Source organism: Microcoleus sp. AS-A8, from assembly GCA_039962225.1.
GTDB lineage: Bacteria > Cyanobacteriota > Cyanobacteriia > Cyanobacteriales > Coleofasciculaceae > Allocoleopsis.
The window spans coordinates 68,393-90,450 of the sequence record JAMPKV010000021.1 but is presented as its reverse complement, the minus strand read 5'-3'; the positions used below and the strand labels follow the sequence as shown (position 1 = coordinate 90,450).

16 protein-coding genes are annotated in these 22,058 nt (G+C 49.4%); 2 read left to right on the top strand and 14 right to left on the bottom strand.

Annotation, left to right across the window (positions count from 1 at the left end):
• Positions 1-210: 210 nt before the first annotated feature.
• The 7 genes from NDI48_25060 to NDI48_25030 all read right to left on the bottom strand — a co-directional run bounded on the left by NDI48_25060 (position 211) and on the right by NDI48_25030 (position 9,565).
• Positions 211-4,698, bottom strand: a complete 4,488-nt coding sequence (locus NDI48_25060) for an NACHT domain-containing protein (GenBank protein MEP0834438.1) — start codon at positions 4,696-4,698, stop codon at positions 211-213.
• 224 nt (positions 4,699-4,922) lie between these two features.
• Positions 4,923-5,246: a hypothetical protein gene (locus NDI48_25055; protein ID MEP0834437.1), complete on the bottom strand. Its 324-nt coding sequence runs from the start codon at positions 5,244-5,246 to the stop codon at positions 4,923-4,925.
• Between the two features lie 437 nt (positions 5,247-5,683).
• Entirely contained in the window at positions 5,684-6,856 is a 1,173-nt protein-coding gene (locus NDI48_25050; GenBank protein MEP0834436.1) for an ATP-binding protein, read from the bottom strand.
• A gap of 59 nt (positions 6,857-6,915) precedes the next feature.
• Positions 6,916-7,308 (bottom strand): DUF6527 family protein, encoded by a 393-nt coding sequence (locus NDI48_25045; GenBank protein ID MEP0834435.1) that lies wholly within the window; start codon positions 7,306-7,308, stop codon positions 6,916-6,918.
• A gap of 5 nt (positions 7,309-7,313) precedes the next feature.
• Positions 7,314-8,729 (bottom strand): ThiF family adenylyltransferase, encoded by a 1,416-nt coding sequence (locus tag NDI48_25040; protein MEP0834434.1) that lies wholly within the window; start codon positions 8,727-8,729, stop codon positions 7,314-7,316.
• Positions 8,726-9,106, bottom strand: coding sequence for a hypothetical protein (locus NDI48_25035; GenBank protein MEP0834433.1), 381 nt, complete (start codon positions 9,104-9,106; stop codon positions 8,726-8,728). The genes NDI48_25040 and NDI48_25035 overlap by 4 nt, the downstream gene beginning before the upstream one ends.
• Positions 9,107-9,109: 3 nt before the next feature.
• Positions 9,110-9,565, bottom strand: coding sequence for a multiubiquitin domain-containing protein (locus NDI48_25030; GenBank protein ID MEP0834432.1), 456 nt, complete (start codon positions 9,563-9,565; stop codon positions 9,110-9,112).
• A gap of 107 nt (positions 9,566-9,672) precedes the next feature.
• Here NDI48_25030 and NDI48_25025 point away from each other — a divergent pair, with 107 nt between their 5' ends.
• Both NDI48_25025 and NDI48_25020 read left to right on the top strand, forming a co-directional pair.
• Positions 9,673-10,029 (top strand): helix-turn-helix transcriptional regulator, encoded by a 357-nt coding sequence (locus tag NDI48_25025; protein ID MEP0834431.1) that lies wholly within the window; start codon positions 9,673-9,675, stop codon positions 10,027-10,029.
• Positions 10,029-10,610: an ImmA/IrrE family metallo-endopeptidase gene (locus tag NDI48_25020; GenBank protein ID MEP0834430.1), complete on the top strand. Its 582-nt coding sequence runs from the start codon at positions 10,029-10,031 to the stop codon at positions 10,608-10,610. Before NDI48_25025 ends, NDI48_25020 begins: the two co-directional genes overlap by 1 nt.
• A gap of 137 nt (positions 10,611-10,747) precedes the next feature.
• On the opposite strand, the gene drmC is transcribed toward NDI48_25020, so the two are convergent.
• The 7 genes from drmC to NDI48_24985 are packed head-to-tail and all read right to left on the bottom strand — an operon-like array spanning position 10,748 to position 22,056.
• Positions 10,748-11,548, bottom strand: a complete 801-nt coding sequence (gene drmC / locus NDI48_25015) for a DISARM system phospholipase D-like protein DrmC (protein ID MEP0834429.1) — start codon at positions 11,546-11,548, stop codon at positions 10,748-10,750.
• Positions 11,548-13,422, bottom strand: a complete 1,875-nt coding sequence (locus NDI48_25010) for a DUF1998 domain-containing protein (protein MEP0834428.1) — start codon at positions 13,420-13,422, stop codon at positions 11,548-11,550. Before NDI48_25010 ends, drmC begins: the two co-directional genes overlap by 1 nt.
• The gene (gene drmA / locus NDI48_25005; protein MEP0834427.1) at positions 13,422-16,868 is read right to left on the bottom strand and encodes a DISARM system helicase DrmA; all 3,447 of its coding nucleotides are present in this window, start codon (positions 16,866-16,868) and stop codon (positions 13,422-13,424) included. Before drmA ends, NDI48_25010 begins: the two co-directional genes overlap by 1 nt.
• 39 nt (positions 16,869-16,907) lie before the next feature.
• Complete coding sequence (locus NDI48_25000; protein MEP0834426.1) at positions 16,908-17,285, bottom strand: hypothetical protein; 378 nt, start codon at positions 17,283-17,285, stop codon at positions 16,908-16,910.
• A 23-nt stretch (positions 17,286-17,308) separates the two neighbouring features.
• Positions 17,309-17,644, bottom strand: a complete 336-nt coding sequence (locus NDI48_24995; GenBank protein MEP0834425.1) for a XisI protein — start codon at positions 17,642-17,644, stop codon at positions 17,309-17,311.
• On the bottom strand, positions 17,632-18,045 hold the full coding sequence (locus NDI48_24990; protein ID MEP0834424.1) for a fatty-acid synthase: 414 nt from the start codon (positions 18,043-18,045) through the stop codon (positions 17,632-17,634). Before NDI48_24990 ends, NDI48_24995 begins: the two co-directional genes overlap by 13 nt.
• 3 nt (positions 18,046-18,048) lie before the next feature.
• Positions 18,049-22,056 carry a BREX-1 system adenine-specific DNA-methyltransferase PglX gene (locus NDI48_24985; protein ID MEP0834423.1) on the bottom strand — a complete coding sequence of 1,336 codons (4,008 nt, stop codon included), beginning with the start codon at positions 22,054-22,056 and terminating at the stop codon, positions 18,049-18,051.
• Positions 22,057-22,058: the final 2 nt, after the last annotated feature.

Genomic DNA, 22,058 nt, shown 5'->3' with positions numbered 1-22,058 from the left:
ACTTGAGCGCTTGCCACTCGCCGATAATTCAGCAAGCGTCCAAATCTTATGGGTCTTGTAATTTATTTGTGGTTGATTTACGCAGAAAAATCTATTGTATTACTGCTGAGTTTTCTCGTATCGGGAAGCCACGCTCAACGGTGCGTGGCTCGTCAGTTCACTATCTCTCTTACAAAGACGCGATCGCACCAGACACAATGCATTGCATCTCTACGAAGCCCCATCTTCTACTGCCCCTAAAGCTTTGAGCATGGCTTTCTCAACTTCCGTTAAACCCGTAACGCCCGTGATATTCATGTCCTCATAGGGTCTGTCTTTCAGAGTTTTTATGCATTCGCCTGTCAAGACATTCCAAAGCTTAATTGTCTCGTCCCAGCTACCACTGATAAACGTTTTACCATTGGGATTGAAGGCAACTGACGATACCCAACTTGTATGTCCCTGGAAAGTTTTGAGGCATTCCCCAGTGCGAACATCCCATAACCTCACTGTTTGGTCATCACTGCCACTGACAAGCGTTTTACCATCCGGATTGAAAGCAACTGACCTTACTGTGTTGGTGTGTCCCTGCAAGGTGTTCAGGCATTCACCTGTGCAGATATCCCATAGTCTCACCGTTTGGTCATAACTGCCACTAGCTAGGATGGTACTGTCGGAGCTGATTGCCAAGGCGTTTACCATACGGGTATGCCCTTGCAGCGTTTTAAGGCAGTTTCCTGTGTCGATATCCCATAACTTCACAGTTTTGTCATAACTACTACTAACTAAAGTTTTACCGTCGGAACTGATTGCTACTGACCATACCCAGTCGGTATGTCCTTGCAAAGTGTTCAGACATTTCCCCGTGCGGATATCCCATAGCTTGATTGTTAGGTCAGCACTGCCACTGACTAGGATTGTAGCGTCAGGAGTGATTGCCACTGAATTTACGCATTTGCTATGCCCTTGCAAGGCTTTCAGGTATTCTCCTGTGAGGATATCGCGTAGCTCCACTATTTTGTCGTAGCCACCACTGGCTAGGATTGTACCGTCGGGACTGATTGCTACTGAATTTACCCTACTGGTATGCCCCTGGAAGATTTTTAGACATGCTCCGGTGCGAATATCCCATAGCTTGACTGTATGGTCTTCGCTGCCACTGGCTAAGGTTGTACCGTCGGGACTGATTGCCATTGACCGTACTGCACTGACATAACCCTGCAAAATTTTTACACATTCCCCAGTGAGCGTGTCCCATAACTTGACTGTTTGGTCATCGCTGCCACTAATTAGGGTTGTACCGTCAGGACTAATTGCCACTGACCGTACCCGTTTAGAATGTCTCTGTAAGGTTTGCAAGCATTCGCCAGTGCTAATGTCCCATAATCTTACAGTTCGGTCACTACCGCCACTGGCTAGAATTGTACCGTTGGAGCTGAAAACCACTGACCGTATCTGATCAGTATGTCCTTGTAAGGTTTTTAAGTATTCCCCAGTACTGATATCCCATAACTTTATAGTTTGGTCACTGCCACAACTAGCTAGGGTTGTACTGTCAGGACTGATTGCTACTGACCGTACCCAGTCGGTATGTCCCTGTAAGGTTTTGACACATTCACCAGTACGGATATTCCATAGTTTTACGGTCTTGTCACTACTGCCACTGGCTAGGGTAGTACCATCAGAACTGATTGCTACTGACTCTACTGATTCAGTATGTTCCTGTAAGGTTTTCAGACACTCTCCCGTGCTGATATCCCATAGCTTTATGGTTTGGTCATCACTGCCACTGGCTAGGGTAGTACCATCAGGACTAATTGCTACAGAATTTACTCGATTGGTATGTCCCTGCAATGTTGTCAAGCATTCGCCCGTGAGGATATCCCATAGCTTAACTGTTTGGTCAAAACTAGCGCTGGCTAGGACTGTACCATCGAAACTAAAGATTACTGAGCGTACCCAGTCGGTATGCCCTTTACAGCACAAAATCTGTTTACCATCTGCAAGTTGCCATAAGCTGATTTCACAATTAGCATCGCCTGTAGCAAATAGCTTGCCATCTGGGCTAAATGCCACTGAGAAAACTGAACCAAAGACTTTGGGAAAAACAGAATCAGCCAGATTTGCCTCAGCAAAATTGACACGACGCAGACTTGCCTCGGTAAAATCAGCGCCCAGAATCACAGCACGGCTGAGAGATCTCCCTTCGAGCGCACCCCTATCAACCTTCACCAGCAGCGTCGCCGCATTCCCCCCGACATAGCCCACCTCATCTTCAGTTTTGCCCCGTGTCGCTTCCAGAATTTCCAATAAGGGAGACTCTTGCTCCTCCCTTGGTTGGAGGGGTTCCAACATTGGCACAATTAAATCCATCACTGCCTTTGTCAGTGGTGCTTGTCCAAAACTCTGGCGAAGCTGCTCTAGAGATTCACTAACGAAAGCCTTCAGAGGCGGAATCGGCACAATCTGTCCCGCCTCATCCATCTGACGACTGAAATAAGAAGACCAAGTGTAATTTGAGAGCGTAGCACCTTCATCCAGATGCGACTGTGCTTGAGCCAACTCCGTAAAATCATCAGCCAACGCCCCCAGTTGGGCCGCGAACTTGTAGGCAACAAAGAACTCCAACAGCGAGCGATGTGCTGGAGTATAGTCACCCTCAGAATTGCGGATGAGCATCGTCTGACCCATCATGTCGAAGTGCCAGTGGTCTAAATCCTTCTCTTCCCGCACAACCGAACCGAAGAGGCGGCGAATACGTTCAGGGAAAAGGCGATAATTGAGACTCATCTGGTCAGTTGACAGCATCTCCCAGGAAAGCTCGCACAAAAAGTAAAGCTTATCTGCCAGCGAAGTAAACGTCCGCTCCGCCCTAATGTCCCGCTCCATCTTGCGCCGCACCGCATACAGGTAAATCCGCGACATATCCACAGGTTTTCCTGCCTCGATATCCGGCAGCGCTTCTAAAATTAACTCCGTCATTACCGGACGACGCGCCAAATCCAACAATTGAGCATTCCCCATCACCTGCTCGACTGTCGCGGCTTGAGCTTGCAACGACAACACCTGACGGATTTGCTCGTCGTTGAATTTCTCCAATTCCAGCACCTCAAACTGAGGTGTTTCACCTGTTAGAGCAGCCGTCGAAGCTTGCAATTCGGCATTGAGCAGCGCCCTTCCTTCTTGTGCTTCTGGAAAATGTTCCGTGCGACAGGTCAAAATTACCTTAGCCCCCGGCACTACCACCTTCGCCAACTCCCAAAAGTTGTTAATCATTGCTTGGCGATCGACCTTAGCTGCCATCTCGTCAAAACCATCGAAAATCAGCAGCAGCTTACCCATGCGGTTGAGTTGCTCAAAAGCTTCGTAGTGAGGTATAGGTAGCTTATGCTTGCGAAAGAAGAATTCGGAAAATAGAGACTCAACACTTACCGCCTTGGCATAGTCGCGCAGGGGGATAACTAAAGGTAGACGAGGACGTTCAAGCCCACGTTTTTGAGCATCGCGATAGCGTTGCAGTGCTGTCCAAGCATAGTGGAAGGCGAACCACGTCTTGCCCGTGCCGAATTCTCCCAAAATTGAGATATGCTCTTTAACTGGGTCATCAAGCCAGAGGTCGATGTAACCGTCAATCCAACCGTCGCGTTCGTCGTAGCGACTGACTGCTAACCTGCGCTTGGTAACAGGGTCAAACTCTTCTTTCGTGCAGGCAAGCGGAACATACTTTTTCTCAATGTCCCGGCGTTTGACCTCTGCTTCCAACCAGTCGAGATAGCCACTGAAGTCAGCATCCTGATCGAGCAGTTCATCGAAGGTATAGCAACCCAGGTACTCATTTTCCTCCTTCTCGACTTCATCCCGTGCTGCCCGTGAAATGCGCCGTGCCGTCACTAACCATCCTTCATCGGTTCGTTGCTCCTCTACTGACTGGCGCAACGCCGCCACATCCCTGAGTCCTGCCTCTCCCTCAATGCCCCGCAAAAGAATGCGATCGTACCGATTCCGCCGTACTGGGATGTTGATAATCCACTCAAAATAGGTATCTTCCCAAACCTCATACCGCTCAAAGCGATAGCCCAAGGTTTCAAACCAACCTCTCATCTGCTGAGCTAATACAAATGCCCTGCAATTGTTTTGGGTTGAAGGGGACGCTGCTGGCAGTGCTGGGTAATCCTGTACCGCCAATCGCGCCATCTCTGTCCGAATTCCCTCTAGTGTCGGGAGCCTGTCGAGGCGTTGTTGAATATTTTCTATCCTTTTATGTAAGGAGCCTATCTGCTGGTTAGTGAGAACTTCTGCGGGTGTGCGCGATCGCTTAGCCACCTCAATAAACACGGTGGCAAACGCCGCGAACTCTCTGTGGGCGTCAATTCCCAGTTCTCGGATTTCATCCCCCAAAGCATACCCATCCAGAAACGCTTCGCCTTCTTTGAGGAGAATTGCAGGATTATTTTGGTCTAAAGCTTTGCGGAAAATCTTTTGAATCTCTTGTTGCCGGAAAAGAGAGAGGATTGGCTTGGGTTTGCCAACGCCGTATTCTACCAGGGCATAAGCGTAAACGCCACTGAAATCTGATGGGGGATGGTCGGGGTCGAGGTTAAATTTTTTTAATAATTTGATGACTGTCTCATTGCGCTGGAGCTTGTCCTTTATAAAAGCAGTAGGACTGACGATATCGGTAATTGCGCCAATTATTGCGTCGAGGGGAATGGGTATCACGGGGATGTTCCTTGGGTTAAAGGACTTTGGCAACGTGTAGGCTTAACCGCTATTATGCAAACGTCGGGATAAAAGTGACGACCCCCTCGCCGCGCGATCGCCTTTCTTGTTGGCAAGCGGCAATCGGCAAACTGCTCTACCCACTTCCATTACAACGACCTTGAATTGGAGCGCCAAGCGACGACACGGCTTGTGAGAATTCGCACTCCAGGATTTTTGACGCTTTAGTTTCGTTTGGTTGTTTCGCTCTCTTTGTAATCCAGTAAGTTCTCAAACCAGGTCATTAATTCGTTTGAGCATTCCCCGGAAAAGTGTCTCGTCGTCGCGAGGAGTTCTGCGTAGACAATAGCAATATCTCCCAGCGCAAACGCCGGACTTCCAGAGGCGCTGCACCTGTTGCACTCTCGTCTTCTAAAGCTATTGCTTTCGTTCCCGGCTGCGTAAACTTGCCTACGGTGTACACAACTCATATCGTTGTTAAAATCCAGTCGGCTGGATTTTAACAACGCCCAACCTCCCAAGAAATGGAAGCGGGCAAGAAATTGCACTCATTCTCCCCCTCGCTAGCAGATGTGCGATAGCGAAGCGCTGCTGCGAAGCGCAGATCGGGGTCTTTTCTCTGTATGGTCTTCCTCAAAGTGGAAAGGATAATCGCCTTCACTTACCCGGAGAGAAGTCACTAGGTACCCGACGATCGCGTTCGCGTGTCCCAAGAAAAGCACGTACTTTGTCATACTTTGGCTAAGGCATAGTAGACTCTAAAACCCCTGAAGTTTCGTTGCTGATAACAGTGTTGCTATCGATGGAAAATCAATGTTGAGCTTCCAGAACCGGAATACAGCGAAACGATTAAGGCTTACCAGGAGCGCCTGCCAGTGGTTTGCACGGGTGACTTGATTAAGGAGGGTAACACTTTGTGCTGAAAAACCCCCGCCATTTTGCGTTAGGCGAGGCTTTGCGGATTGAACCAATTTAATAACCGATATCATCTCTCAAACGGTGGTAGAGTTTTGAGAGTATCAATTGTAAGTGTAGGTTTCTTTTCTATTTCAAAATCAATAGCGAATTTCACTTTCTGCGGTTCGGGCAGATTATCAGCATAGATGATTGCTTCCATTTCGAGACGATCTTTCTGCTTGGAACCAATATAAAAAGGTTCGTCTGCCCACACACGCGATTGTGGCTGGACATTTCCAAAACTAACAGTGAGTGTCCATTGGTTGCCGTGATAACTTACCACTGTCCGTGGTTCCTGCTGAAAAATAGAACGAATTCTAGGAACGTTTCGTGAAAATGAATCAATGTGACGGTAGGCTGGCTCGGTAGGCAAATCACTCAAAACAGTGATGCCATCTAAAGAGCTTCCAATAATTTCAACCCGCACTTTTTCAGCAAGAGTGCGACTTTTGTTTGAAATTACCAGCGTCACAGGTTTTGCTAAACTCTTGAGTCGAATATATTCCTCTTTATCCCTCCAGTAGTGGGAGTTAATCATTTCTCCTATAGATGTCGGAGCTATGAAACCACTAATACCACTACCTCGTGCTTGCCCTGCATCAGGAAGTGGTTTTCTCGGTTTTTCATACGCAGTCGAAAAAAGTTTAATGGAATCGCCCAATTCTTGACGTGTTTCATAATCCGCAAACTGTAAATTCATGCTTGGGACTAAAACACTCTTCGCTGTATCATTCCCCATACGGGCAATGTCTTCAGGGTTAGCGCTCGCTGTTGAACTGCCCAAGCGGTAGTAAACAACATCTTTGTCAACCTTTCCGAATTTCTTATTCGCATAGGTCGGGCGCTCCTGCTTGGGAATCTTGATAACTCCAATCTTTTTCCCTTCAAAAAGGTAAATTTCATAAGAAAGCTCTACCTTTCGATTCGTTTTACAGTTCACAAACTGCTGAAGTTGAGCGTCATCGAAATGTTCATCAGTACCTACCGGAATGTGCTTACCACCTTGAACTGCCTCAACGCCAATGACGATGTAAGCGTCACTCTGTCGCCACGAATTTGCAAAGGCAAGGATATCCTTCAGCAGTTCTGCCTTTTGCTCATCAGTAGCACCAATGAAGGGATACTGCTCTCTCTTAAAGTCGAGTGCAGTTCCCTCATTCTGATAAAGCAAGCTTTCGATGAGGCTGGAAGAATCTGACATATACTGAATAGTTCAGGTAGTATGAAAAACCGGGAGAGTAAAACATCTGAGTAGTGTAGCTAACCAGTGTTATTATCAGTGCCGGATATACCCAAGGATAGTCCAGAGTCTTCACACCATTCAACCCGACCTTTCCGTACCCAAAAATGGCATTTGCATTCATTAAGCTGTCGCACAGATGGGTCAAGCGTTGGGCGCTTTAACCAGTCAAGAATAACTTTCCATGATGGACGCCGTGAAGTATTGAGAGACAGAAGAATCACCTCTCCACATCCTCCTGGACAACGAAAGCAAGCCCACTTTCGATATGTTTCATCTCCTACAATCACAATCTCACCAGAAGCAATTTCTTCAGGAGCGGGATGAGAAGAAACGGTTCGGCTAACAAAGTCGGGCTTTTGAATTAGCCGAAGCGAAACGAGAATGTATCGAACTATCGAGCGCAGAAACATAGTACTTATACTTGATCGAGAAATGGTTCAACATCTCCTCTACCCCAGCACTCATCTGTGCTGCATACTGGACAATACTCGTTAACACGAGCACCTTGTCGTCGATCCGTCAGAAGGTGATACTTTCTAACTCGTTGAGCCACAGCCCCCTCTTCTCCGCGAAATCCTTGAAAACGGTGAACCATCTCCTCAAGCGCCATAATCGCCACATCCGTTGTGAAGAGAACCACTGCTGGACTCGGATTGCCTTCACCTAAGACATACGCCTCGGCTTTCCGGCGCTCATACTCATCGGGCTGCTCACGCTTCAATGTCTCATCACGCGCGATAACTGGATTAATCACTTCACGACAGAGTAAACACGTACATTCTGGTAAAAGCGTTGTCACTCTGCCATCTAAAGCTTGTATTTCTGGGGGATCTGAAGAGGAAACCTCAATCGCTAACCCCATATCAAAGACTGGTGTAAGGTAGTAGTAAGCAAAACGGTTCAATAGCAAGCGCCCTGCGTGATCGTCTGTGCAGCTAAATACGATATCGCAGGACTTCAAAGCGTCCCGGCACTCTGGATCACCTATCCAAGCTTGATAGCTCTTCACCTGAATACCTATTCCTAGTGCAGCAATCGATCGCTCAATAACCTCTACTTTAGGACGCTGCTCTTGAACATCAGCCCATGTCGCACCATGCAGTCGATTTAAGTTGCTTTCCTCTACAACGTCCTTATCGAACAGAGCAATCTGTCGCACTCCTAACTTTGGCAATAACATCGCCACTGCACTGCCTGTTCCACCACAACCAACAAGACCTACCCGCAATATGGATAGGTCTTGTGTCAGTGCCTTGCCAAACGCAAGGGATTGTCGGTGGAAAACTGGAGATGGTACTCCTTCTCCTCGACCTGGGTAATGAAGCTGAATCCTATTGCCAATAGAGCAGATGAGAGCCAGTGGCTCGTACTCTTCGGGGTTTACCCAGCAACGCCCAACCAAATCTCCCTCTGAAGTCAAAACGACGCTAAGAAGCCTCGTCGTTTCTCCGTTTCGATTTTGAGCCAGCTCCACCAAATCAGGTTCATTGATGTCGTCCTGATCAGAGAAGGTAGCAAAACCACCAGGATGACTATGGATAAGTGCAACTGTCATCCCTTTTGCTTGAGCAAGTTTTAACGCTCGGACAAATGAGTCAGTCTTCCAAGTGATGTGCTGGGATGAACGTGAGACTATCTCTTCTTCCGGGATCGGTAGGATATCGAAAGACAGGTATTGCCGATGAGAACGACCATTCCACGGATCTGATGGAATGAACACTTCACCACATATCAGATAGGCTGCTCGTTCCCGTCCATCCTGGTGGAGCAACCTGTCTTTCAGCTTATGTAAGTGGCGTTCCTGTAAGGTCAGACTCACGTAACTGGTCATGCGGCGACCTCCAAGGCGTGTTCAACTCGCTTCAGCATTGTCCAGATGCCATCGACTCCAGGTCGCCATTCGTTGTTATGCCGCGACCAGCGCTGCCATGAGCGTCCACTGAATGCAAAGGGGTTGTTTGCAGCTTTCGGGTAACAATTCCCCTGTATAAGCTTTACCCAGGGTTCCAGGTAAAACATATCTGGCGGAACATCTGGGTAGCCTGAAGGTAGAAGGATCAGAACATCGACTTGGCTCGCATCATATTTGTGAGTCGGGAGCCGAAACTTGGGAAGGACAATTCCCTTGTTACCTCCGTCCACAATCTCATGGAAGACAAAGCCTTTGCTTTCCAGGTATTCCCGGTCTCGTGAAGGCAGAAAAGTCATAGTCTAGCCCTCCGTCGTGGTTTTCTTACCTGTGAAAAAGCGCTCAACGCCTTCCGCCTGAAGGTCAACCGTCTCGGCATCCCCTATCGGACGATCTTCCCCTCCCCTGACTTCTAGCCAGACTCCGTAAGTCTGAGGGTCAACTCCCGCACGTTCCTTAAGCTTCAATCCAGTAATGAGCGGTGCTCCCCACTCAAAGCGGCGTCCATCAATCACGAGACGAAAAGAGCGATCGCTGCGCCAGGTGATAAAACGCTCAACACCCCGCTGTCTTAGATCAACCGTCTCGTCCAGTCGAATCTCTTCGAGCTGCCCTCCTGGAAGCAGATAGAAAATCAGGTACTCGTCCGAGGGTCTCTTCCCTGCCGTGTCCAGGAGTTGGAGTCCTGTAATAACCGGATCTGCTACTGAGTAAGCATTATCGTCTATCTGGACTCGGAAATTCTTATTTACAACCATATGCAATTCTCCTGATTGCTAGAGTGACTTTTGATTGCTAGATTGCAATTCCTTTTTATTATATTGCACTCGTAAATTAAAATTGCAAGAGAGCAATTGGAGGTGGGATGGGAAAGGTAGAGTTCAATGTGGAGTCTTTTTATGCGGCACTAGACAGCCAACGGCAGTCCAAGAAATTGTCGTGGAAGCAGGTAGCAGAACAATCCGGGATCAGTGCATCTACGTTGACCCGGATGGCACAAGGGAGAAGACCTGACGTGGATAGCCTCGCAGCATTGCTAGCATGGTCAGGGTTAAAAGCTGAATTTTTCGTTCAGGGCGGTCAAGATACTCAGGTAGAGTCTGATCCGCTTGCTCAGATTACGGCGTACCTACGTGCAGATTCTCACCTCACTCCAGAAGGAGCGGCAGCCATTGAAGCGATCATCAAAGCTGCCTATGAAAAACTTCGTAAGGACAGTTGATGATGGAGCTACGCCGTGGATTCAAGACAGAGGCAAACAATTATGCCAGGGAATTTCGAGAGGAGCTGGGACTCCAACCTCATGCTCCTCTCTGCCCCTGGAAGCTCTCAGACCTCTTGGATATTCCTGTCCTTTCGCTATCAGAGTTCAGGAATGAATGTCCAACTGAAACTCATTATCTAACTGAAATTAATCGAGAATGCTTCTCTGCTGTAACTGTTTTTCACGGTCATCGCCGCATGATTGTCCACAATGACTCGCACCATCCTCGACGGCAGGCATCTAACATTGCTCATGAATTGAGTCACGGGATTTTACAGCATCCTCCGACTGAACCCTTTAGTGAGTATGGTTGCCGTAACTTCAACAAAGAAATAGAAGAGGAAGCAAACTGGTTAGGACCAGCTCTCCTTATCTCTGAGGAAGCCGCTCTCCACATCGTCAAGACAAAAATGGGCATGGAACAAGCAGTTGATTTCTACGGTGCGACTCAGGAAGTCATCAACATGCGAATCAATGTAACTGGAGCAAAAAGGCGTATAGGTTGGAAGAAACCTCGCTCCAAAAGTCGTCGGCATTAGAGTATTTAGCTCTACCCCAGTTCTAATGCAATGAAGTAGTAGTTGAAAGATTGTAACGAAGGAAATTAGCGATGACGGAACAGTTTATTCCTATTGAGGCATCGCTTTTTAGCGATCACTGTCAGGACGCACTAGCTTCAAAGTCCAGGGACTCGACGTAAAATCTTTCTATCAACCAACGCCTCGAACTGCGATCGCATGGCTTTTGCCGCTACCGGGTCAGCAATCAGAACACCAGCTTCTATGTTGCGCTCGTGAGCCGCTTCGGTGAAGTTGGCAGAGGTGACGAACAGGCGCTCCTCATCCACCACAACGCACTTGGCATGGAGACACGTTTTAGGGCCTGTCTCAGTTGAAAGCGATCGCGGATCGTGAAACACCTCTGGTAGCCTTGCTCCGGGCCAGACCTCTCTGCGAAAGGTGCCTGCAAACTCTCGGAGTATCACTGACTCAGGTGCCTCGCTCCTGTGAGGTCGCTGCACGTTCAGAAACATTCTGACTTGCAGATCGGAATTAGCATCCATTTGGTCTGCCAAAACTTGAAATAGCTCTTTCCCTTTCTTCCCTTTATCAAGGGCATAACTGGAGATAAGGACACTGCTTTGGGCGGTACTGAACAACTCACGCACGACAATACTGGTATCGCGGCTCTCTGAGCTGAACACCTCATGACCCGTCCACACGAGGTCAATGCGATCGCGATTTGTTTGGGAAAGTGTCCGCTCTTGGGCAACCAAGCGCAGCATATACGCCATATGTTCTGTTGTCATGCCCATCTGATGAAGCTTCTCCAATTCTGCCGCGACTTCATTCCGCATTGCAGCGGGTACGTGACCCGTCAACGTGGCAGCATAAAAGGGAGCAGTAAGCCTTCCGGTTTCAAGGGCTGCTGCCAAACCAATCAGGGCAGGGCGACTAAGATGGTGGAAAGGAGACATCAACCGAGTTCATCTGGGAAGAACGCTGCTCCCATTCTCTCAACGGTATCCACGACAAGTGCCCGATCCAAAAATTCGTTACGACGTTCGCAGGAAGTCTCTGCAATCAGCAAACAGCTATGGCAGGCAGACCCGTGAAGGAAGCGTTCTTCCTGCATGTTGTCAGGCTGATGTTGAGCGCAAACGGGGTCATTTGAGCAAAGTTTCCCGAATTCGAGAGCAGTCGTTAAGTGGTGTTCTATGCGTTTGCCTATCTGTACTAACCCACCCAACGTTCCCTCGGAGCCTGAACTTCCCGTGTAAAGGAGTATCCCATACCCCGCCTCTCCCGCATATATACGTTCTCGGATAGAACTAGCGGCGTAGCCACACTCCAGCGATACAGCTGCAATCAAAAGATGGGAAAGAGAATGCAGCATGATATAGGGGAGTCCGGGAAATTTCGCCTTGTCCTGGGGAATGCCTCGGCGCTGGCACCACTGAGTGTAGCCGTTGCGTAATTCGCGTCCCCTATCGTTTACAGCCTTGCGTGTCTGCCACTCATCGATTGCGGTCTTGCTGAAGGCGATGAAGACTCCCTCTCCTTTATTCTCAACCGCAGGAACCCAGCTGGGTTCAACATCCAAAGCTGCTCGTCTTACTGCAATGGATAATTCAGGAGACAATTCACCTTCGATGTCGGGCACTTCTGCCTCAAACCGCGTGAAGCCAACCTGCGCGATCACCTCTCGGAGCCGATGAACCAGAACAATGCGATCCAGTCGCGAGGCGAGAGCTGGCTTCAATTCGCTGAGCTTCCGGGTGCGAGCGTAGAAATCGCCCTCCGGGACATCCTCACCAACTTCTTCGGGACTCGATAGTAAGGCTTCAATCTCAACTTGCTTGATGCTCTTAGACTTCGGCGTTTCCCCACTCAACCGTCGCGTGACCTCTGCCCAGACTGCATCATCACTGAACCCTTCTAGGGCATTTGCCACGTTTGGTCTGCGGCGTTCCTTGCGAACTTCATCTAAACTTTCTAAGAATTGCAGATGATTTTCGTAGACCTGGCTGACAGCATCCTTTAACTTTTGATCGGAGTCTGGGATGGAAATAACGCTCAATGTCTGAGCAAAGTAGGCATTACTGGCAGAGCGAACGAGGAGGCGATTCTTTTCTGGCAAATCCTTGTTGAGAGCGGTACACTGTTCAGATGCACCCTGCCCTAACCAGGGACGCTGACCTTTGCAATATCCCAAAACATTTCGACCGGGAAGCGTAGCGTCGGAGAGTGGACGGCGTTTTTTGCACTGCTCGCACCGAATGAAGATATCAGCAAAGTCGTTTCCCGTACCGCCCTCGTCCAACCAAAGCGGTGCTGGGCAGTTACTCCGGCAGTCTGGATTGACGAAGAGATACCAGTCAATGTCACTGATGTGACCGTTCAGGCAAGCTTGAACAAAACGCACGGGGACTACAGGGATTTTCTTGCGATCGGGGTTGAGGTATTTTCCTTTCACCAAACGTGCCCACGGTACCAAAGGTCTGGTCTGATACTCTTTGCCACTGGGGGCTTTCCATTTCTCGTCGGCAACCTGCGCGACAAACCAAGCGGGAAAGGTAAATGCAGTAACGCCGGTGCGTGGGGCTGAAGGGTCTTGCTCGGCGGCGGGGGGTGCGTACATATTAATCTTTGCAACCCCCAAAAGTTGGCAAACTCTTGCCGCCAGCCGCTCTTCGTCAATGGGCTGGTTGCGATACCCCTGCCAGTGGTTGAGACCGCCAATCAACACCGAGTGGTTCGGCAAGTCTACCATTGAGCCGGGACCGAAGGTAGAAAGCATCTGGCTCTGCCGAATTTCTCCAGCAGGAGGTTGTCTTTTCTTCTGAGTCACTAGATTTCTTCCTCCACTTCCTCAATGTTATTGGGGTTCATCACCCACAGGTTTACGACGGGTTCGACATCCCGCAAGCTGCGTTGAGCCTTGAATTTCTGGATGATCAGAGGTTGGTTTTTTAGCTCTGGATCGAGAAAGTCTTGAAGTAACGGTGGTGCGACGCCGACTTCCTGCTGATACTGGAGTTGTCCCTTATCGGCGGCGATGTGTGCCCAAGCATCTAAGAGGTTATTGACACGCTTTCTGATTTTCTGGCGAAGATCGTCGGCTTCAGTTTTATTCTGTTCCTCGTCATGCATGAAAGCACGTTCGGCGATAATATCAACAACGAAGTCTAGCTCTCCTCGATGCTGTGTGATATCGGCTGCCTTCCGAGGAGCGGTTAAATGAGGGTTGCCCAGCCGTGCTAAGGCAACGGTCACACCTGCAATACCGCGATCGACAGCACGGGGAGAGAACGGTGTGACACTCGTAGCCTCAACAGCGCGGTAGAATGAAGTGTGCCACGCTTGGAACCGCTCGTAGTGCGAGCGATCGCGGGGTCGGTGAACGTTCAAAAGCGTCACCACCAACCCCGGTCGGTCTTCATCTCGTCCAACACGGCTGGTCGCCTGGATATATTCGGCAGCGGTTTTGGGTTGCCCTAATACAACCATCAAGCCTAAGCGGGTGATATCCAGACCCACAGAAATCATGTTTGTGGCGAGTACCACATCGACCCGTTCCTTCTCGTGGAAAGCGAGTGTCAAGCGTCGCTTTGTTTCTGCGATCTTGTTCGTGCTTATACGAGATGTTAGCTCGCACGGTTCATCGTCAATCTTTCGGTTTGTGAACGAACCAGAGAGTTCGTTTTCCCGATGTCGCCAACCGTAACGGGCAAGACGGGCATTGACTTCATCCTCCACAATCCGGCGACTTCCCCCCAGTTCCCGAAGCGAGTTAAAGTATCCCAAGAGCGTCATGTACGGGTCTGCGGGATTTTTAGGATTCTTGGCTCTCCCAGCCGCTTCCCACTCCTTCTGTGCGGCACCGAGCAGTGCCAAGTAGGTTCGCAGCATGACAACTTTGAGACTGCGACCTTGGGCAGCAATTCCCACATAAGTGCGAGGATTGCGATCGCTCACGAGTGCAGTTTCGGCGAAGAACGAGTCGCGGCGGTCTGGTCCTGGAGGGGGAAAGACATCCACGCGATCGCGTCCAAACAGCCCCCGAATTTGTCGAGTCGCTCGGCGGACGGTCGCGGTGGAGGCGATAATCTTAGGTCGGACGGTTTGACCGTTTATCTCCCGGCTGCTCAACGCATCAATCGCCGTTTCGTACAACCCTGCCATTGTTCCCAGAGGGCCGGAGATGAGGTGAAGTTCGTCCTGGATAATCAGGTCGGGTGGGAGAAGCTTACCGTTATTCAGGGGGTGTCCTGGCTGGTGCGGATCGGCTGGTCCGTAGAACCCCTCCCCATTGTTGTAATGGGACACTTGACCGAACAGGGCAGCCGTTTGACCAATCCAAGGTAAATTGGCAAATTTGTCAACGGTGGCGATGATAAAACAGGGAAGCCTTCGATAAATCGGCTCATCAATGGCAATGATGGGTAAAGGGTTGTTGCTTCTAAACGCACACTTGGGCTGCCCGTCGCTTCGCCGATTGCGGTTGCAGCAGATGATCCGAAGGTTAGTAGGCTGGTCGGAATTCGGCAGCAGTTGAAACGAATTCGCCTTAAATTTCTCACCGCACCAGGGACAATTCTCTAAGGGAATAGGTGAAGGCTTGTTCTTGGTATCATTTTGAAATGCGATGGTACGGGCACGAGCGGAGTATTGGTCGTCGTCTCCTTTGCGTCCCATCTTGTTGGGGGTCGCGGTCATCCCTACCCATAAACCAATCTCAAATGGCCAGGAGCCAAGCTTCTCTTTATTCTTCTGCCGCTCTAGCTCCAAGGCACAAATCAGGGTAGCCGCACGACCCAATTGGTCAAGGGTCAGGAGTCGTAGAGTGTAGCGCATGAGAACGCTCATCCCTGCTGAGTCTATCCCTGGATTTCGCAAGCGCCGCAGCACGAGGGTAAAGGCAGCAAGCCCCAGATAAGCTTCGGTCTTACCACCGCCTGTGGGGAAGAAGAGCAGATCGACTAACTCGCGATCGCAATGCAGGGGGTCTGCTATCCCAACGATATTCATCAGCAGGAAAGCAAGCTGGAACGGTCGCCATTTGGGTGGAGAAACCTCATCAGGGGATTTGTCAGTGTCATGGATGGAGCGCTGACGGAGGGAAGTGGCGATCGCCCGGTTTGCTATCTGGAATGCTTCGAGGATTTGAGGGTCATCGAGTGCCTGCAATCCGGCTTCAATGCGTTGGTTGGCAATCGCGGCTCGATCTAGAAGACTTTGTGCCACTTTTGCCCGTTGGGGAGAATCGGTAGGCGCTTGGGTTCTCTGCTCGGCTATCCAACGAGTATAAGCGGTGACGATGCCACCGAGCATATTGCGTACCGTTACGGCATCGGGAGCAGCAGCGATCGCTTCCATGCCTAGCTCCACCCCCTGGACTTCAGCAGCGATGACTTTCTCTACATCAGCGGTGGGCATCCAGGCCGTGCAGACTTTGTTGCAACTGTTGTCTGGGTTAAGATGAGCGACTGCCGAGACGTTATGCCCAACGGCATACTCGTACTCATCCCGATATTGCAAGTCAGCGACACTCTCATCCCAGTCATCACCGCTTTCTCCTCTGGGATTGGGGCGGGGGACAAAGGACTCGGCGACACCAACGGTCAATTTCGCTTGAAAGACGTAACCCGTATCTCGCTCGGCATCAACAGCGGGGCGGCGGGAGTTTACTAAGAATAGAGCGATCGAGCGGGTGCCACTCGGCAAGCAATTGGGGGACAGTACCGACCGACTGGTGAGGACGAGCTGTAATCCGCCACTGTCTGGAATGTCGAATTTATGGATTCCTTCCTTGCCATTAGAGGACAAACGCAGCGGAACATGGAGTTCTACCTGACGCGGGGTTCTCTGCCAAGGTTTGGAGGTGCGGCTCTGAAGTCCTGTTTCAGCTTTCTTTTCTTCTTCCTCATCTACAGGAACGGGGCAATAGTCTCCCCATTGAACGGTTACATCCAGTTCTGTTGTACTCTGTAGAACGAGGAAGCTTAAGCCCATTGAAGAGGGAAAGAACGCTTTCCGGGCTGAGGCGGCTTCGGGTACGGCTTCATCGTCTCCCGTCCCCGTCCGGCTGAGTTGGTCGAGTTCATCATCGCCCGTGTCATCGGAGCGCTGCTGGAATGAAGCTTCGTAGGGAACGAGGAAACCCGTGAGATACCACAGGGAGGGAGCCTGGGGGAGAATCTCCTCGGCGTGGTCAATATCATCGGCAGTCGGCCCCACTAGGTCGAGCTGCAAAGCTTCAATCAGTCGAGTTCGGACTTCGGCTGAGGTTGTCACAAGTAAGTCTCCTTGAGCATATCGTTCTCTCCCATGTTCTTAATCCCACCAGGCATATAATTTTTGAGAACTAATTTCCATTTCATCGCAACCCCAAACAAATCGCACAAATTCACCTGCAAAATCTAAATCTTTTACGCCGATAACTGTTATCGCATCAACGACCAAATTTTGGGCTTCTCTGTCAGCAAATGCTATTCCATCAAAGCTTGCTGTTACCCCGTTTCTCTGGCATTGCTGCCCGAATTCGATAAAGGAACCCACTGTTCGAGCGGCATTAAAATTTGCAGATGGTGTAGTGTATCCCTCTTCAAGAATCTGTTGTAATGTTTCCAAGGATAAGCCCTTAAATTTGATGGCGTTTGGGGTATATTCAGTAATTGCTGTCACCAAGAGTTCTTCAAGATTTTGCACCATAGAATGAATTTGAATTGGGAACTTTAAGCAACAGCGTATCCGGTGTGCTGTCGCACGTAGGGCGGATGAAAAGCCAAAACAATTTTGTCTTTGGGAACTCCGGCTGCGACAAGTTCATCAGTAATGCCGTCTTCTGTGCCATCAAAATGAATCCAGATTTTTTCATTGAGGATTTGAACGTGAATCAGGCAGTGATGAATGCGCTTTTTGCCGTCCCAGCCTTCGTTCATCAGGAGAAAGTGGTTTCGATCTTCGCTGACAATCACGATACTGTTAATCTGACCGTGGCTGTAGGGAATGCTGGCGTATTCTGAAATAATTTTGTGGATGTAGTTGCGATATTGGTCTAGTGTATCCATTTGACGATAACCTCCTCGATTGGGTCGAAAATAATTAGTTTAATGGGATGATTGGCTAGAACAATTTGCACAATTGGCTCTGAGAAAAAATCTAGATATATTTCTTCGCGAATGGCAAGATATAAAATGCGGTCTGGCTCTGACAGTGCCAATAGCTCAGCGTATAGGATATATTGCCCCAAGGCATTTTGTAGGTCTTTGACTGGAGATGGGCTAATAAAGCTTTTGACTTCAACAGCTATTTTCTGACCCTGACGTTCAGCCGTTAAAGGTTTTTCAGCAGCTAAATCTACGAATACATCCCGTTTGCCAACAGACAACGTGAATGTATCGTCAGTAATTGTCCACCCGTCTTTCTCCAAGGCAGTTCTTACCGTATCGTGGTAGATGTCCTTTGCCATGCGCTATTCCCCCAAAAGGTTGAGCTGCTGGACGTTGGTTTGAGTGGATTTGGTAGCTTTGGGTTTGCGGCTCTTCTTTGATTTTGCCTTAGTCTCAGCGTGTTTTCCGCCCAAGATTTCTGCTTCGTGGCGTTTTTGGTTGAGGTCGAGGAGTCGCGCTAAGACTTCATCGTGAACCTCTTCAGGCCAGCGGTAGCGCCACGGTCTCTTGCGTCGGCTGTTGCTCTCGTCTTCCTCTTCCTCGTAGTCTAGTAGGAATTCGCAATCGGTGGGGATGTCTGTCCAACCGTAGGCATCTAGCACGGCTCGATCCATTCTGGCGTGAAGCTCTCGCAGTTTCTGGATATCAGAGTCGCGTTCGTCTGGATCGTGGAAGCGGTTGTATGTGTCGGTGAGTCCTTGGTTGTTACGAACCATGAGGTCGGCACGAAATTCATAGTATTCTTTGCCAACGGTTTCTAAGGTGGGTTCTGTTTCCCAGTTTTCAGGGAATGGGAAGGTTTCAAAGCAGTCAGAAGGAGAGTAGTTGAGATCATCCTTCATTGTAGATGAGAAAAATCGCGCCCAGATTTCATGAATACGCGATTGTATAATGCAGAATGCGTTGTAGTTGTCAAAGGCGAAAACATTAAGTTTATGAGAGTAAACCATTCTATTTGGCAAGAATGCAAATGAGAGATGCTTGCCAATAATGCAACAGACTAACACCCGATCGCACAGTGCGATCGCTTTCTGTCCTTCCTTGTTTCTCCGCCCAAATAGCCACCATTGCTTGCTATAGCTTCCAGGCTTATTTTTTCGTTCAGGAAAAACCTTTTTCTCTACAATCTTCATCAAATCAGGGTATTCTCGCGCCTCAGCCTCACTCATCTCCCCAAAGTTAATTACATATCGATGATGAGTATGAGTAGGACTGCTATTCACTTCTTCCCCACCAATATAAGGAAAAATGCACTCATTATTCTTAGGATTTTGCTCTATCAATCGATGCATTTCAGCAATAGAACTTGCCTCTAAGTTAGTGTCATCAAAGGTAAACCCCATCCCTAGAACATAGCTACCAACAAAGCTCTTATTTGCATTTCCTAACAGCACTGAAGGATTCTCATTTCCTCCAGCATGGAACAGGAAGGCTGTAATTTTTGTAGTAGCGCGTCCATTTAGGTTTTTTATCTCTTGATAATAGTCTTTGATAATGTTGATTACACTTACCACAACAGCCGCTAGTCCAGGCCACTTTACCCGTTTCTGAGCGTTATAAATTGTGCCTCCGTTCTGACAGATGTATCTCAATCCGCTGCTGCGAGTATCACCCTGAGCGATAGTATTTGTAGCAATCAACCCAAAGCACCCACCTTTTCGCAAAATCGTAAATGCTCGTCTGAAGAAATGCGCTACTAAGTCTGAATTGCCAATCGATTCGGGATGCTGCTCTAGTAACCAGGCAAGATATTCATTTCCAAAAGTTCCACTAATTTTTTTACCTCCCACAAATGGAGGATTTCCTACAATCGCATCAAAACCTGGATTCGCTCGATCAAAGACCTCTGGAAACTCAATCTCCCAGTTAAAAGGAGCGATTGGTTTCTCTGCACTGCGGAGTTTATCGGAGATAATTTGAAGTTTAATTTCTGGATTTTTACATTCGTAATTTTGGATGTAACTCTGTCGCCACTCTCGCACCAAAGAAGAATACGTCTCTTGAATTTCTTCGCGTTCTCTTTTGCTCTTACCTGCACTATCAAAGAAGGCAGCAACAGCAACATCTCCTGTTAGCCTTGCATCTTCCAGTTCATGCTCTGCCTGCTTGAGTCGAGCAACTTTGTCTTCTGCATCCTGGTCTGTGCGCGTATCCAACGCCTGAATTTCTGTACGATATGACTTGGCGCGGTCAACTTTCTCCTTGATCAATTTGAGAAGGGGTAAATCATCCAGTGGATCTTTGCCAAAGTCACCAATTTCTGCCCGTTTCAGCCCTACCAATGAATCCCCACACTTGAGGGCATGATCCAAAAACGTAAACGGTCTATCCTTCGCCAGAGTCACCAGCCACAGCGACAGCTTCGCCAAATTCACGGCAAACGGGTTCTTATCCACCCCGTATAGACACCGCTGCGCCACCAACCGCCGCGCTGCCAGCAATGGTTCCACATCATCCGGCACGTCCTTAAGCTGATTGTCTCGACTCCAAGCTTCCATCACCTGCTCACCAAGTTGACGGCACGCTTCCACCAAAAACGCCCCAGAACCCATCGCCAAATCACACACCTTAAGCGATAAAATCTGGTCTGCACTGGGATGTTCTCCCAACGCTTCCAGCACCGGACGCAGCGTGGTCTCTACAATCGGCTGGGTCAACTTTCGTGGAGTATAGTGAGAACCTGTCCTGCGCCGTTCCTCGCCCGGTTGTAAATACAATGACCCGACTGGCAGTAGATTCGGTGTCCGTGATAATGACACCCTCCGATCCAAAGCAGCCACAACCTCTTCCGGTGTCTTCGCCTCCTTCAGAGCTGACAGTGCCTTCCCAGTGGGCTTACAGTCTGCTTCCTGCAAAAGCTTCTCTCGGTCTTTCGGCTTCGCTGCCAGAATATCCTCAACATTGACCACCACATCTTTGGGACGCACGGCAATCGAGAGTCCTTGAGCCACTTCCACCTCAAAGCCCATAATCGCCTCGTACACCGAGCCAATCTGCTCGACATCAAGAGCACGGTAAGATAAACGCTCTCCGTCCAACACGAGGAGCTTTTCCAGCAGTCGGTAAATTACGCCATCTGGAATCCGAGGTGGTTCAATGGAATCCACTTCACTATAGAAGCTATTTTGCGAATGCCTACGGCACGTCTTCGACGAACGTCCTTCCAGAAACGGATACTCATTTGGGTCAAAAAGCTGCCCGTGTCGTGCAGGTAAATACTCCGATGTGGAACCCCCTCCGTCATAGACCAACCGAAACAGACTCAAGAGCCATGCCCACGCACCGTAGCGCTGATCCATCGTGTCCGGGTAGTTCCCAGCATCCTCTCGCAGGCGATCATACAAACCAGTGATAGAGTAGTTACGCTGATAGACATCATCTCCCGGCATCAGCCCCTGGTCTTCAGCATAAAGCAGGAACACCAACCGCATCAGCGTGGTAATCAGTCCACCGTAAATATGTTGTGGGTCAGTTCTCGCTATCTCACCCAACAATCTCCCGTTCACGGCGGCATCTGCCGTCTGGAATCCTCGCAAGAGTTCCCAAAGTGCATCGAGTACCTGGTCTGCTAACTTGGTCGAAACCTCTGCTTGATAATCTCGACTATCACTGAGAAGCTTGGGAAGGCGACGCTCAGAAGGCACATTGAATAGCCTATCTGCTCCTAACAGCATCTCCAGTGCGCCCAAAATCAAGCGACCTGGCACTTCACACATCGCTTGCACTGGAAAGGTCAAGTGTCCTGATGACTCTCCTCGCGGTGCATAAACTAAGCGCAAATGCGTCCCATTGTCAAGTAACCCGATGGGAATTTCCGTTTCCCGTAACAGCCGCTCGAATTTTTCCTGAACCGTCGCCTTCCAACCCTGCCCCTTCTCAACGGTCGGGTCTACTTCATCCAGGGATTGCCCCGGCGCGGCCTCCTGTATCAGCATCAGCCACGAGTCACTATCAGGGTCGCGAACGGCATAGGTAGGCTTGAGAGTCTCACCATAATCCGGCAGCACGATTTCCAATTGCTGAGGCAGCGCTTCCTGTCCCGGTGCCCCTACCAAATCTTCAGGCATCCACTCCAATACTTGCTCGGCGAATGCCGGGAAGTCTTTAATCCATGCTTCTTCTCCTGTGGTTGTGCCTGGATTTGGGTCAGTGTAGACAATCTCTTGCAGTCTTTCCTGTACCTCCACTACTCGTGTCCGGTCGATGACAGCCTGTGCCTTGACCAGTGCTGGTGGGGAGACCACCAAACCAACAGGTTGGAGGAGTCCAAGCCATTCTTTATGCCGGAAAATTTCTGGGTCGGTTGCCATCG

Excerpts from the sequence above, each read along its gene's own strand:
- NDI48_25050 (MEP0834436.1), bottom strand. The coding sequence starts at position 6,856 with ATGTCAGATTCTTCCAGCCTCATCGAAAGCTTGCTTTATCAGAATGAG.
- NDI48_25045 (MEP0834435.1), bottom strand. The coding sequence starts at position 7,308 with ATGTTTCTGCGCTCGATAGTTCGATACATTCTCGTTTCGCTTCGGCTA.
- NDI48_25040 (MEP0834434.1), bottom strand. The coding sequence starts at position 8,729 with ATGACCAGTTACGTGAGTCTGACCTTACAGGAACGCCACTTACATAAG.
- NDI48_25035 (MEP0834433.1), bottom strand. The coding sequence starts at position 9,106 with ATGACTTTTCTGCCTTCACGAGACCGGGAATACCTGGAAAGCAAAGGC.
- NDI48_25030 (MEP0834432.1), bottom strand. The coding sequence starts at position 9,565 with ATGGTTGTAAATAAGAATTTCCGAGTCCAGATAGACGATAATGCTTAC.
- NDI48_25025 (MEP0834431.1), top strand. The coding sequence starts at position 9,673 with ATGGGAAAGGTAGAGTTCAATGTGGAGTCTTTTTATGCGGCACTAGAC.
- NDI48_25020 (MEP0834430.1), top strand. The coding sequence starts at position 10,029 with ATGATGGAGCTACGCCGTGGATTCAAGACAGAGGCAAACAATTATGCC.
- drmC (MEP0834429.1), bottom strand. The coding sequence starts at position 11,548 with ATGTCTCCTTTCCACCATCTTAGTCGCCCTGCCCTGATTGGTTTGGCA.
- NDI48_25000 (MEP0834426.1), bottom strand. The coding sequence starts at position 17,285 with ATGGTGCAAAATCTTGAAGAACTCTTGGTGACAGCAATTACTGAATAT.
- NDI48_24995 (MEP0834425.1), bottom strand. The coding sequence starts at position 17,644 with ATGGATACACTAGACCAATATCGCAACTACATCCACAAAATTATTTCA.
- NDI48_24990 (MEP0834424.1), bottom strand. The coding sequence starts at position 18,045 with ATGGCAAAGGACATCTACCACGATACGGTAAGAACTGCCTTGGAGAAA.
- NDI48_24985 (MEP0834423.1), bottom strand. The coding sequence starts at position 22,056 with ATGGCAACCGACCCAGAAATTTTCCGGCATAAAGAATGGCTTGGACTC.